General features: G+C 39.5%; 12 protein-coding genes and 1 other annotated feature. Of the genes, 4 read left to right on the top strand and 8 right to left on the bottom strand.

Annotation, left to right across the window (positions count from 1 at the left end):
- Positions 1–4: 4 nt before the first annotated feature.
- The gene (locus MKY80_RS11050) at positions 5–820 is read right to left on the bottom strand and encodes an ATP-binding protein (protein WP_239354559.1); all 816 of its coding nucleotides are present in this window, start codon (positions 818–820) and stop codon (positions 5–7) included.
- A 281-nt stretch (positions 821–1,101) separates the two neighbouring features.
- On the opposite strand from MKY80_RS11050, the gene MKY80_RS11045 reads away from it, so the two are divergent.
- Positions 1,102–2,277, top strand: coding sequence for an aminotransferase class I/II-fold pyridoxal phosphate-dependent enzyme (locus MKY80_RS11045; RefSeq protein ID WP_239354558.1), 1,176 nt, complete (start codon positions 1,102–1,104; stop codon positions 2,275–2,277).
- Positions 2,278–2,320: 43 nt separating this feature from the next.
- Here MKY80_RS11045 and MKY80_RS11040 read toward each other — a convergent pair whose 3' ends face one another.
- The 3 genes from MKY80_RS11040 to MKY80_RS11030 all read right to left on the bottom strand — a co-directional run bounded on the left by MKY80_RS11040 (position 2,321) and on the right by MKY80_RS11030 (position 4,971).
- Positions 2,321–2,686 (bottom strand): cupin domain-containing protein, encoded by a 366-nt coding sequence (locus MKY80_RS11040; RefSeq protein ID WP_043990359.1) that lies wholly within the window; start codon positions 2,684–2,686, stop codon positions 2,321–2,323.
- Between the two features lie 70 nt (positions 2,687–2,756).
- Positions 2,757–3,956 carry an AI-2E family transporter gene (locus MKY80_RS11035; protein WP_008177648.1) on the bottom strand — a complete coding sequence of 400 codons (1,200 nt, stop codon included), beginning with the start codon at positions 3,954–3,956 and terminating at the stop codon, positions 2,757–2,759.
- Positions 3,957–4,020: 64 nt separating this feature from the next.
- Positions 4,021–4,971 carry an LCP family protein gene (locus tag MKY80_RS11030; RefSeq protein WP_008177649.1) on the bottom strand — a complete coding sequence of 317 codons (951 nt, stop codon included), beginning with the start codon at positions 4,969–4,971 and terminating at the stop codon, positions 4,021–4,023.
- A 177-nt stretch (positions 4,972–5,148) separates the two neighbouring features.
- On the opposite strand from MKY80_RS11030, the gene msrA reads away from it, so the two are divergent.
- Positions 5,149–5,670, top strand: coding sequence for a peptide-methionine (S)-S-oxide reductase MsrA (msrA, locus tag MKY80_RS11025; protein ID WP_239354556.1), 522 nt, complete (start codon positions 5,149–5,151; stop codon positions 5,668–5,670).
- 66 nt (positions 5,671–5,736) lie between these two features.
- On the opposite strand, the gene recQ is transcribed toward msrA, so the two are convergent.
- The 4 genes from recQ to argS all read right to left on the bottom strand — a co-directional run bounded on the left by recQ (position 5,737) and on the right by argS (position 11,831).
- Positions 5,737–7,509 (bottom strand): DNA helicase RecQ, encoded by a 1,773-nt coding sequence (recQ, locus tag MKY80_RS11020; RefSeq protein ID WP_342532933.1) that lies wholly within the window; start codon positions 7,507–7,509, stop codon positions 5,737–5,739.
- A gap of 7 nt (positions 7,510–7,516) precedes the next feature.
- Positions 7,517–8,617: a hypothetical protein gene (locus tag MKY80_RS11015; RefSeq protein ID WP_342532932.1), complete on the bottom strand. Its 1,101-nt coding sequence runs from the start codon at positions 8,615–8,617 to the stop codon at positions 7,517–7,519.
- A 255-nt stretch (positions 8,618–8,872) separates the two neighbouring features.
- Complete coding sequence (locus MKY80_RS11010) at positions 8,873–10,048, bottom strand: MFS transporter (RefSeq protein ID WP_239354554.1); 1,176 nt, start codon at positions 10,046–10,048, stop codon at positions 8,873–8,875.
- A gap of 109 nt (positions 10,049–10,157) precedes the next feature.
- Positions 10,158–11,831: an arginine--tRNA ligase gene (gene argS, locus MKY80_RS11005; protein WP_342532930.1), complete on the bottom strand. Its 1,674-nt coding sequence runs from the start codon at positions 11,829–11,831 to the stop codon at positions 10,158–10,160.
- A 45-nt stretch (positions 11,832–11,876) separates the two neighbouring features.
- Positions 11,877–12,096: a binding site (T-box leader), on the bottom strand.
- Positions 12,097–12,200: 104 nt separating this feature from the next.
- Here argS and MKY80_RS11000 point away from each other — a divergent pair.
- Together MKY80_RS11000 and MKY80_RS10995 are read left to right on the top strand one after the other, a co-directional pair.
- Positions 12,201–12,500, top strand: coding sequence for a metalloregulator ArsR/SmtB family transcription factor (locus MKY80_RS11000; RefSeq protein ID WP_089986552.1), 300 nt, complete (start codon positions 12,201–12,203; stop codon positions 12,498–12,500).
- 118 nt (positions 12,501–12,618) lie between these two features.
- A complete protein-coding gene (locus tag MKY80_RS10995; RefSeq protein WP_239354550.1) occupies positions 12,619–13,812 on the top strand; it encodes an MFS transporter in 1,194 nt (397 codons plus the stop codon).
- Position 13,813: the final 1 nt, after the last annotated feature.

Genomic DNA, 13,813 nt, shown 5'->3' with positions numbered 1-13,813 from the left:
TTTTTTATGACTTTCTCTTCTGTATTCCGGATTTAGCATGAACATGGATAGCATCCAATTCATAGCCAAAATGCTCATAAAACTCTGTCTGAACTGCATGTTGTAAGTTATATAATCGTTCTGCCAACGGATAATCGATCGTTAGCCTTACCTGTAGGGACAATATAGCTTGGACATGTTCACCTAGCACGAATTGGACTTGCTCCACCTTTTGCACAAAATCTTGCTGTTGACAGCAATACGTAAGTAGTTGGACATACACATGATGACTAATCTCAATATACTCCCGTTGAAAATCAGGACGAACAATGGTTGTTTCCCCTATCTTTTCACGTTTTGTTGAAAAAATCTCCATTCCCTTTAGCACCAGTCGCTTAAAGAAGTTTTGCTCAACTTGTCGATAAGGGATTGGCATGACATGCTTCCCTTGCGTTTGACGAATAAAACGAGCTTTTTGAATGTCCTTAAAGGAACGAACATCTTCCACAGCATAATAATGCTCGATAGCCCCTAGCTCCAGCTGCTTTGCAATACTGTTTGTCATTTTCGTTGACGTCCCTATAAGTAAAATAGATTCCACTCGGTGGGTCGCTAGCGCTTTCTTGACGGCATCACGATGCTCTTGATCCGTAAAAATGGCACGCCTAACAGCGGTAATTGTATTTTTTTCAAATTTGGCAGAAACTCCTGCGACTCTCACGCCATTGACAATGAGTAATCCATCATCGATAATCGCCTGTACGCCAATTTTATGGGCAAAAGATAGAGCACTAGTGCTTTTTCCTGTGCCACTCGGTCCACTTAACGAATATACCTTCAAAGCCCTCCCCCCCCTTATGCTAATGATAGCAGGTAGATCCATCGATTCGCACCTTAATTCTCACTGAAAAGCTATATAGTAAGTATAATACAACTTCTAGATTTACGGAATTTACAGTAGGTTTCCCCAACATTAGGCAATCCATTTTCGCTAGCCTATGCGCACATCCTCTACATTATATAAATATTTTCTTTTTTCAGAATATCTGCCCCTTTCTGTGCTTTAGTATGATAAAATGTGAACTACTATTCTGTTATACAACTACAAGGAGTGTACTAGTCTTGAAAATCGTACCATCTAAAAAAATGTCTTTATTTACACCAGCAATTTTCGGAGATTTGAAAAATTTTGCGAGAGAGCAGCAATCAAAGGGCATGACCCTGATTGACTTAAGCTTAGGAAGCCCAGACCTTCCCCCACATGCCAAAATTCGTGAACATCTATCTTATCGAGCAGGTTTAGCTGAATCGTATGGCTATACACTTACAGGCACACAGCGTTTTTATGAGGCAGTTAGTCGCTACTATAAGCGCCGTAGCCATGTTGATTTAGATCCCGCTACTGAAATCATTCAAACGATTGGCTCTCAAGAAGGCTTAGTGCATCTTCCAATGGCCTTTTGTGATCCAGGAGACATCGTGCTATCGACAAACCCAGCTTACGTTGCGTATGACGCAGGCATTCACTTAGCTGGTGCAACACCCTATTTCATGCCTCAAACAGCTGACAACAACTATCTTCCAGACTTAGACGCTGTTCCAGAAGATATTGCCCAAAAAGCAAAGCTATTAATTTTAAACTTACCAGGAAACCCAGTACCAGCGATGCCATCCTTAGCATATTTTGAAAAAGTGATTGCCTTTGCTAAAAAATATAACATCATCGTTCTGCATGATGCAGCCTATTCTGAGTTTTATTTTACAGGCGATGGACCAATTAGTTTCCTTGCTACCCCAGGTGCGAAAGAAGTAGGAATGGAAATTAACTCCCTTTCCAAAAGCTTTAGTTTGGCAGGAACACGTATTGCCTATATCGCAGGAAATGCTGAAATGATCTCGATCATAAAGCAATTAAAATCAAATTTAGATTTCGGTATTTTTGAGCCTATTCAGGATGCAGCTGTTGTTGCCCTCGATCATGCTGAAGAAATTACGGCAAGCTTACGTGCAACCTTCTCTGAGCGTCATCAAACACTGATGAATGGCTTACAGGCACTAGGTTGGGACGCAGCACCTTCCAACGGTGGTATGTTTGTTTGGGCAAAATATCCATATGATATGGACTGCACAGAACTTGCCTTTAAATTGATCGAGCAGGTTGGCATTGTGACCGTTCCAGGTACTGTATTTGGAACCGCAGGGCAAGGTTATTTGCGCTTAGCACTCGTGCAGCCAGCGGAAATCCTTCAGGAAGCAGTCGATCGTTTAGCGCAAGTTCAAGTACTACAAGAAAACTAACATAGAAAACCCTTCTAACAACAAGCTAGAAGGGTTTTATTAATTAAATCCAAACATCATTTTCAGCAGTAAGGACAGATTTTTCCTCACCCGTATTCACTACCCCTGCAGGCTCTACAAGCAAAATTTTACACTCGGCAGCGGCGTAAGGTTTGTGTTCAACTTGGCGTGGTACAACAAACATTTCCCCCTCCTTTAATCTAACTTCTCCATCACGGAATTCGATGACAAGCTCCCCTTCAATAACAATAAACACTTCATCTGTATCATCATGTTTATGCCAAACAAAATCTCCTCTTACTTTAACAAGTTTGAATTGATATTCATTCATTTCAGCAATTACCTTTGGTGACCAGTGCTCTTGGAATTTCGCTAATTTTTCTTGAAAATTAATTGGTATGTATGTCATTCCCTTTTCCCCCATCCTTCATCTCGTATTAAAAATACAGCTACTGTCAAGCGGCAGTAGCTGTATCTTCTTATACATCATATTTTTGGTGAACGTCGTCCTCGTACCGGTTATAGCGCTGTTTAAATAGCTTGAATAGATGAGTCACAAGCACTTTAAAGATTGCGTATCCTGGAATCCCCAAAATGACACCCGGTACACCAAATAACGAACCTGCCGTTAATAATACAAAGATAATTGTAATCGGGTGAATACTGAGCGATTTCCCCATAATTTGTGGAGAAATGAATTTTCCCTCGATTAACTGCACGATTGTCCATACAATCGCTAGCTTAATCAGCATCAATGGCGATGTGACAAGAGCAATAATAACGGCTGGTGTGATGGCAATAACAGGACCTAAATAAGGCACCACACTTGTAATCATCGCAAGGAAGCCGAGCAATAAAGCATATTTCATACCAATAATTAAGAAGCCAATCGTTACCATTGCACCAATACACATTGATACTAAAATTTGCCCTTGTATGTAAGAACTAATTTGCTTGTCCATATCATGGAAAATTTCAGTCACTTCTTTACGCATACGCGGTGGGCAAACTTTCAGCATAAATTTCGGTAACTTTTCGCCCTCTTTCAGTAAATAAAACAGAATGAATGGTACGGTTACAAGCGATAGAACAATGCCTGTTAACGTTGATAGGAAGCCCGTAATACCGGATGCGACACCTTGTGCTATATTTGCAGCTGTATCCTTCACAGTTTTCACCATATCTGTAGTGAAGTTTTTAACCACTTCATTGTAGTCAAAATTAATTTTATCTAAATAATCGTTAAAACGTGAATGATTAAAGAATGCAACAAATTTTTCCGTAAACTTCATAAAATACTCTGGGAATTCCTGTACAAGGTTCGTGAATTGGTCACGTAAAAACGGATAAACCAACACAACAAGCAGTGTAATGACACCAATGACCGCAATGTAGAGTATTAAAATACCCCAAATTCTCGGGATACGCCATCTAACCAAGATCGCCAACAATGGACGTAATAAATAGTAGCCAATGACGGCTAGTACCCCTGGTAAAATGACTACTTCAAATAATACTTGAAGCGGAGTAAAGATAAAGGAAACTTGATTAAACATAAAAATAACACATGCAACTAATAATAAAATAACCAGCGTAAATAATAGGTTTCTGCCACCTAAGAAACGAATAAACTTGGTTGCTAACAGGTTTGAACGTTCTTTTGGTCTTTCTTTTTCCATATATCCACCCCAATCAAAAAGCTCTACCTTTATATTACAGGATAATGTTGGATTTTGCTAAATATCACTCCAGTGAAATGCCTAAAAAATCACTTAAAAAGGCCTTATTTTGTTCCACATCTATCACGATTGAATCGCCGGCATGACTAAAGTTTTGGAATTGATAGCTACCTTCAATTGGAATCGTTGCTTTTTCAATGTTCACCTTGCCCTTAGATAACAATTTCAGCACTTGTTGCATTTCTTCAGCAGAAGAATAATCGGTTGTAATATAGCCTTGTGCTGCCCCTACAAATTTTGGTAAATGCAATACATTCGCAGGTGTTAACAGTTCATTTTTTAAAGCCTCGATAACCTTTTGCTGACGTGCTACACGACCGAAATCACCTTCCGCATCATGACGGAATCGTGCATAGCCTAGTAACTCCTGTCCATTTAAGTGATGAACACCTTGCTTTAACTCTACCCCAATATTTTCAGACATATCCTTCTCAACGTCCATCTCAACACCATTAGGCGCTAAAATATCCACCAACGATTCAAAGTTTTTAAAATCGATAAGCGCATAATGGTGAATCGGTAAGCCGAACATATTTGTTAGTGTATCCTTCAGTAGCTGTACCCCATCTAAGTAGTACGCTGTATTAAGCTTATAGGATTGATAGCCCGGGATTTCCGCATAAATATCACGCATAAAGGATACGAGCTTAATATCATTGTTTGATTTATTCCAAGATAATACCATCATCGTATCTGTTCGAGATTTCTCCTCGCCACGTGTATCGACACCAAGGATTAAGTAATTTTCGATATCGCCTTTTAATGTATCGCCAGAAAAATCCTCCTGCTCAACTTGTGTTTGATTGGCAAGCTTGAGGCCACTGCGGTACTGCATGATAGAATAACCTGCCACAACCAAGACACAGAGTATTAATAATGTAAAAATTGCTCTCCCTTTACGAAGCTTTCGTTTTGTAGGACGTTGTGAGCGTCTAGTATAATCTTGCTCTTCCATAATGACTAACTCCTCTATTTTTTTATAGTTAATGTAACGATTGATTAGCCGGAAAGTTTCATTTGGCTGATAGAGGAAGTCCCATCTTCATCTATCTTATTGTTATTTTACACCCAAATGCTCAGTTTTTTCGCCAAACAATGCTATAATATTTTCACAAAAGAAAGGATGATGTACATGATAGAAAAAGCTACATTTGCTGGCGGTTGTTTTTGGTGCATGGTTAAGCCATTCGTCGAGTGGGATGGTATACATAAAGTAACATCTGGTTATATGGGCGGCCATTTAGAAAACCCAACATACGTGGATGTTAAGAAAGGGACTTCTGGCCATTTAGAAGTCGTCGAAATTGAATTCGATCCAGCCATTTTTAGCTATGAACAACTACTAGACATTTATTGGATGCAAATCGATCCCACTGATGCTTTTGGGCAGTTTCATGACCGTGGAGAGTCCTATTCAACAGCCATCTTTACTTACACGGATGAACAAAAGCAAATCGCCGAGGCATCTAAAGAAAAGCTTGCCACTAGTGGACGCTTCGATAAACCTATTGTAACCAAAATTCGCGATGCTGAACGCTTCTATCCAGCGGAAGACTATCACCAAGATTACTATAAAAAAGAAGCTGATCACTATAAGCAAGACCGTGCTGTTTCCGGCCGTGATGAGTTTCTAACTAAGCATTGGGATAAATAAACAAAGGGAGGTGCCTCAATTTTTCATTGAGACACCTCTCTTTTTTGTAAAAACACATGCTTAATTTTAGATGGGTGTTTCTAAAAATGATTGTAGTGCCTCAAAGAAACGCTTGCCGTATTTATCAAATTTCACTTCACCGATGCCGCTAATGTGGCGTAAATCATCCAGTACTGCGGGCTTCTTGTCACATAAATCACGTAATGTTTTATCTGAGAATACTACAAATGGTGGAACTTTCTCTTCATCTGCAATTTCTTTTCGCAACACACGTAAATGTTCAAATAAAGGATCATTATCAACCAGTTTTTTAACCGTTACAGCTTCCTTCCGCATGACCTGTCGTTGCCCAAGTAGAACTTCTTTGCCATCGGCTGACACATAAATAGTCGGATACGTGCCGTGCTTAACTGCCAATAAGCCTTCGGCAATTAGAAACTCAATAAAGTTCGAGACATCTTTAGACGAATAATGCCCTTTCAAAATGCCATAGGTCGATAAACGTGCAAATCCAAATTCATTCATTTTTTGATTTTTGGAGCCGATAAGTACTTGAGCCACCATCGTCTTGCCAAATTTTTGGCCCATCCGTACAACACAAGCGAGTACCTTCTGTGCATCCTCCGTTACATTCATCACAGTACGGCCATCATTACAATTATTGCAGCGACCACAAGGCTCCTCTTGTACTTCACCAAAATAGGCTAAAATTGCATTTTGTAGGCAGCCCTCTGTATGGCAATAATCGACCATTGTTTGGAGCTTCGCTAATTCCTGTGGTATTCGTGCTTCATCTTGCGATTGGTCAATAAGAAAACGTTGAGTTTGAACATCTCCGGAGGCATACAGTAGGATACAAGCACTTGGAAGACCATCTCGACCAGCTCGCCCTGCTTCTTGATAATAGCTCTCCATGTTGCGAGGCATTTGATAGTGCAGCACAAAGCGCACATTACTTTTATCGATTCCCATACCAAAGGCGTTGGTAGCCACCATAATACGTGCCTCATCTTTTAAAAAACGCTCCTGCTCAGCCATCCGTAGATCCTCTGATAACCCAGCATGGTATTTGGCTACCGCTTCACCCGACCGACTTAGCATGTCATAAATCGCGTCTACCGCTTTTCGTGTGGCGGCGTAAATAATACCGACTTCCTGTTTATTTTTCTGCAAGTAATTTTTAATATAACGTTCTTTATTTTCACCAATTAACACCGAAAGGGCCAAATTATCACGTGTAAAGCCTGTCATCACTGTTGCATCTTCATCAATGGTTAAAATTTTCCGAATATCCTCACAAACAGCAGGTGTCGCAGTGGCGGTAAGCGCTAAAACAGTTGGCTTCTGCTGCCACAGTGTGAAAAGCTTTTGAATGGAACGATAACTTGGTCGAAAATCATGACCCCATTGAGAAATACAGTGTGCTTCATCCACCGCAATTAATGGCACGGATAAATAGGACAATGCTTGAAGGAAGGAAGCAATTTCAAGTCTTTCAGGTGCGATATACAGTAGTTTTAAATAACCAGCACTAGCTAGCTGCATCGTTTCATTCACTTCTTGTGCTGTTAATGTACTATTTATATAGGCAGCAGGAATATTGGCTGCTCGTAAAGCTTCCACCTGATCTTGCATTAAAGAAATAAGAGGCGATATAACGATTGTGAGCCCCTCAAGCATTAACGCTGGAATCTGATAACAAATAGACTTCCCTCCACCTGTTGGCATCACACAAAGGCTCGATTGTCCATGTAAAGTTTGTTCAATAATTTGGGCTTGTCCTTGCCGGAAGGCTTCATAGCCAAAATGATGCTGTAGCATTTGTCTTGCTTGCTCCATGCAAAGTTCACTCCTCAGTAGTAAGACGAAGTAGCTTGTACTCGCCCTGTTCATTTTTCATAATTTCATAAAGCATGATGGAATGGGCAAGTGCCTCCTGACCAGTTGCGTTGGTCAATACATACTCCGTTTTAGCTTGTACCTGTAGATGCTGATCCACTATACGAATATCTTGAATGTCCGTATTCGAGAAATGAATCTTCGCGTGTTTGGAGGCATAGTAGGCAACCATACCTGCCAAAGTGTCTTGCAAATCTTCTGATCCAACAATCGGCTCCATAACACTTGCATCTTGAATAGTGACAGCGCCTTTTAAATGCTTATGGAATGTATCTAAAAAAAGATTGATTTCATCTATATTATACGCAAATATATTTTCACCATATTGGTCGATGGCTTGCTGTACGGCTTCTTGATCACCCTGTTCAATATAAGGATATAAATTTTTTGATTGCGATAGGCGTACACTCGCCTTCATGCCTTCCTTTAACCACTTCTGCATAAACGGTTGAATTTCCTTTATCGGCAATATGTATGGTTGTGCTTCACCTTGCTGCTGCCGGTTAAAATAAAGACCGACAATTGCTCCGTTTTCCGCCTCCATCACGGGGCTTCCCAAAGGTAGCTTTTCATCTGTATCAATATAATAAGCAGCAATTTTATCATCGTATTTTTGAATCGTATAAGGTAAGCCATTCACATAAACTGATAGCTGATCGAGCTCCCCCTCATACATTTTAGGTACTTTTACATTCGCTTTATAGGTCACCTGCAAAAGTGCAACATTATGTGCCGTTGACATAAAATGAACATTAGTTGCCACTAGCTTATCCGGACCAATTTGCACAAGGGCAGTTGGCTTTGAGGCCACTAGTGCGCCATTTGTTAAAATATAAAGCTCATCATCCTTTTGCTGAATAATAATGCCTGCACCAACTCCATGCTCACCTATCACTTTGACCTCAGGCACTATCTTTTCTTCTTGCTTGGCCACTGTTTTTGTTGGCATCTCTGCTTTTTCTGCTTGAAACCAGCCTGCACCTATTTGACTGTCACAACTTGTCATTAGTATTGTAGCCGCTCCTAAAACGAGCATCTTTTTATACATACCTTCACCAAAACTTTCTTTTCAACTATCTCTCTTGTCTATCATAATCAAGGTCTTAGGATGTTTCAAGTTTACATAATATTATTATTTGAATTTATCTAGTAGTAAAATAGAGCAATCGCTTTAGTTCTATTTCATTCTACCTATTAAAATTTATGGATTCTCTGATTTGCTGTGAAAATGGATGGATTTTAGGCCTTCAAAATATTTTTGACAAAAAAAAGACATGCGTTTTGAATGGCATGCCTTCTTGAATTAATTTTTTCGCAGTAGCCCTGTTGTCGCGATTATTCCTAGCATTAATGCTAGAAAGATCACATACGTCCATGTATGGTTACCTGTCATGTCATAGCAAACGCCAATCAAAACAGGAATGATTGCACTTAGCATAAAGCCACCTGAAAATACCATCGATGACCAGCTGTTGGCTTCCTGATCATTTCTAGCTTCATCAAGCGGTAACAGCAGGCCGATCGGAAATAGCCCACTTAGAACAATGCCGATTATCAATACGGCCAACCACAAATAAATACCTGATAAAAGCCATAATAATGTAAAGCCTATCAGCCCTAAACAGCCTAATGCCACTGCCCATGCTAATCGATTAGTCCATTTCTCCATAAGCATCGGCACAGCAATATTCCCAATCATTTGTACAATAGACATAAACGTCAGCATCATACTCGCATCCTTAAGCGTCATTCCTTTGTCCTGTAAAAGAGGTGTAAGCCACGACATCATAGAGAAAAACAGTGAGGTTTGTAAGCCAAAATACAATAAAATTGACCAAGCGCGCCCAGTTACCCAAGGATTACGCGCCGGTTCATTTTTAGCTAATTCTTCACCATCTGCTCCTTGTTCTTTCGGAATTGCCCAGCTCCATAGAATAAGGGCGACCATAGCAAGTAAGGCCCACATGCCCAGTGCAACTGTCCACTGATTATCAAAATATTGATAAAAGCTCACTGTTAATGCTGCACTTAATGTCGCACCAATGCCGATGCCAAATGAATAAATACCAATAACAATTGTAAAGCGTTGAGGGAATTTTTTCTTAATAAATGCATTTAATATAGGCCCAATCATCGCAATAGCCAAGCCTGCCGCAAAACTAGTGACAACTAATAAAAGATAGCTTTCTTGGAAAAAGCGTAGCCCATTTGCGAAGATGAGTATAACCATTAACAGCACGATTGCTAATTTTGTTCCAAGCTTACGCTGAAATGGTACAGCAATCGAAGCAAATAAACCCATGCAAAAAACTGGGATAGATGTGAGAAAGCTCATACTCGTATTGGAAACCTGTAAGTTTGTCATGAGGACATTATAGAGTGGCCCAATTCCCGTTACTGCGGGTCTCATATTAAGTGCTACAAAGAATATACTTATTACGACTAAAATCAGTGAAACAGTCCATTGTTTTTTACCCATTTGATTTAATCCCCTCTGCTGCCAGTCAATGGAAGAATTTTCTTTTATTATTCTATCCTTTTACCATGTATTCTATAAATGGTCAATGCTTTCAATATGCGACCGTTCACTACATATTTTCTGGCGACTCAATGCCCAATAAAGCTAATGACTCTTTTAACACTATCGCCACACAATGACAAAGCGCTAGACGTGAAGCTTGCTGGGCATCATCGGTTAATATTTTTTGATGAGCGTAATATTTATTTAATAAACGTGCTAGCTGTAAAGCATATTTTGCGATAATGGATGGATCTGCCTGATTAAAAGCGGTGTCCACAACCTTCGGAAATTGTTCCAATAATAAAATGATTGGCCAAGCATGCTGCCCTAATGGAGCAAATGTCTTTATGTGAGAGGGCACATCGCCTTTTGCCAAGATAGAGCAAATACGAGCATAGGTATACTGTACATAAGGCCCTGTTTCCCCTTCGAAATTCATCATTTGCTCGATGGAGAATTCAATATCGTTTAAACGATGATATTTTAGGTCATTAAAGATAACCGCTCCAACTCCTACTTGCTGCGCTACTCTCTCTTTCTGCTGTAAATAAGGGTTTTTGTCTTCTATATTGCGCTTAGCTGTGGCAATCGCCTCGGCTAGCACATCCGCTAATAACACCACTTTACCTTTACGTGTGGACATTTTCTTACCATCTTTAAGCATCATCCCAAACGGTACATGCTGTAAATCTTTTGCCCAACTATACCCCATCTTTTCAATCACCTGAAATAATTGTTTAAAATGGAGCGTTTGTTCATTGCCAACTACATAGAAAATTTTGTTCGGTTGATACTGTTGCTGTCGGTAAAAGGCAGCCGCTAAATCACGAGTTGCATAAAGCGTGGCGCCATCTGTTTTTGTTATTAAACAAGGAGGCATTCCCTCTATCTCTACTACAAAAGCACCCTCTGATTCGATTAGGAGTCCTTTGCTTTGTAGCTCTGTCACAACCTCTGTCATTTTATCATTGTAAAAGGCTTCTCCTGTATATTCATCAAAATTGATACCTAGCAGCTGATAAATAGCCTGAAATTCATCTAACGATACATCGCGGAACCATTGCCACAATGCTAACGCCTCTGAATCACCATCCTCTAATGCTTTAAATGCGGCGCGAGCCATTTCATTTAATGTAGGATCTTGTTCGGCCATCGTATGAAATTTAACATAAATCTTTAATAATTCCTCAATAGGAGATGCTGTAATGGCTTCCTTATCACCCCAATTTTGATACGCAACGATAAGCTTGCCAAATTGGGTGCCCCAGTCCCCTAAATGATTAATACGAATAGCCTGGTAACCATTTTTAACTGCAATATTTGCCAAGGCATTCCCAATGACGGTTGAACGTAAATGCCCCATAGAGAACGGTTTAGCAATATTGGGCGAAGAAAAGTCGAGGACGACACTTCCCATTTCATTTTGATTCGTACCAAAATTTTGTTGTTCCTGCATAATAAGGCCCAACACTTGTTGCGTTACTGTTGCTTGATTTAAAAAGATGTTGACATAGCCACCAACGGATTGCACCTGATGGATCATCTCATTTTGCAATTGGTTCGCTATTTCCGCAGCAATTTGTTGAGGTGGCTTCTTCCATATTTTAGCCAAGGTGAAGCATGGAAATGCCACATCGCCAACTTCTAAACTTTTTGGTTTTTCTAGCAATTGTTCCACGTCTTGAGCTGTTAGCTGTTGCTTTAAAATTTCAGCAATACTGTTTGCAATTTGTTTATTCATGTATATCCTCCTCCATTTTCAATAAAAAAAGCCCCCGCCTCTATAATTAGAGACGAGAGCATAGTAATCCCGTGGTACCACTCTAGTTGCCATTCATAATGACCACTTTCCATTGTTAACGAGGTGACGCCCCGCTATTCTCTACTAGTAGTTCGAGAACCTTCTCCAAAGTGCGCTTCATTCATGGTTTCTGTATTAGGCTCACACCATCCCTAACTCGCTTTCCAGTTGTCCCATCAATTACTCTCTTTATCATCGAATTTTTCTATGATTTTGACATATTCTACAGGAGTCCTTTCTTGACGTCAATAATTTTTTGTATAAAATTAATCATTGACATATCGAGATAATTCGATATATCATCGAGACATGGAACCTATTGAAATTTTTAAAGCGTTATCAAACGAGACAAGGCTAAACATCTTACAGTGGTTGAAGGAACCTGAGAAGCATTTTCCAAAAGTGAGTATTGAAGGAGGCGTTTGTGTAGGGGATATTCAGGAAAAAGCAAAAACTTCTCAATCGACCGTTTCTCACTATTTAACTATGATGCAAAAAGCTGGTCTCCTTGAATCTTTTCGTCATGGTCAATGGACGTATTACAAATTAAAAGAAGAAACTGTCCAAGAAATTGCAATGTTTTTAGTATCAGAAACCCAAAATGATTAAGTGGGTTTCTATTCAATCATTATATCGAATATTCACGATAAATAGATATAGGGTCCGATATTACATCTAATATATCGATAATTCTCGATATATAAATATAAGGAGGTATCAATATACAATGGTTCATGAAGAACAAACGCTTAGTAAAAAGCATAAGATTTTAGCATTTACGCTTATTTTGCTTACTTTCGTCATGGGGACAAGTGAATTTGTAATTGTAGGGCTATTAACTGAGGTTTCTACATCTATAGGGATCTCGATTGCTACAGCAGGCACATTGGTTTCTGGATTCGCCATTGCCTATGCAATAGGCACCCCCATTGTAACAGGCTTTGTCAGTAGATTTCCGAAATATCCACTTATGTTAGTATTAATTGCCATTTTCATCCTTGGAAATATAATTAGTGCTTTATCTAGCACTTATGTTGTGCTAATGGGCTCTAGAATTACGACCGCTGTTGTCAGTGGTGTTTTAACAGCTCTATCTATGTCCATTGCTAATACGGTCATTCCAAAAGAAAAAAGATCCACTATCATTGCTTCGATATTTGCCGGCTTTACCATTGCCAATGTCATGGGTGTACCATTAGGAACAATGATAGGACAATGGAGTAATTGGCATATGACATTCTGGTTAACTGCCTTCTTAGGGGGCGTTGCATTTATCATAAGCATGTTTGTGTTACCTAAACGTTTAAGTGGTGAGAATGGATCGCTATCCGATCAATTGTCCTTATTAAAGCATCCTAAAGTTATACTTGCATTTTTAATTCCTATTTTCACCATTGCTGGAACATACACAATCTATACATTTATTACGCCTATTTTAGAAAATAAACTTGGTGTTCCGACAAAATACATAGCCATTGTCCTTCTGATCTATGGTTTCTTTTCTATTTTTAGTAATGTTTTAGCAGGTAAAATTGCACAGAGAAACGGATTAAGTAAATTACGTTATATTTTTATCATTCAAGCATTCATCTTATTTTCCTTTTATTTTACAATGTCCTCCCTTTGGCTAGGAATTTTAAGTATCCTGTTAATGGCTGTTATACTTTATGCCGTAAACGCGACAATTCAGCTATATTTCATGGATTTAGCAGAAGAGTATTCTCCATCAGCCAAAGATTTTGCTTCCTCATTAACGCCAGTAGCCGTCAATGTGGGGATAGCATTAGGCGCTGCCATAGGAGGCTTTGTCATTAATTCAGGGAGTCTAGAATATCTTGCCTGGGCAGCAGCAACGTTGGCACTGATTGCATCTGCATTCACCTTCATGAGTTACAGACGGCATTCAAACGATCCACATTAAA

Origin of the sequence: Lysinibacillus sp. FSL R5-0849 (genome assembly GCF_038595075.1) — a bacterium.
GTDB lineage: Bacteria > Bacillota > Bacilli > Bacillales_A > Planococcaceae > Lysinibacillus > Lysinibacillus fusiformis.
The sequence above is the reverse complement of the archived record's forward strand: the minus strand, read 5'-3'. Positions and strand labels throughout refer to the sequence as shown.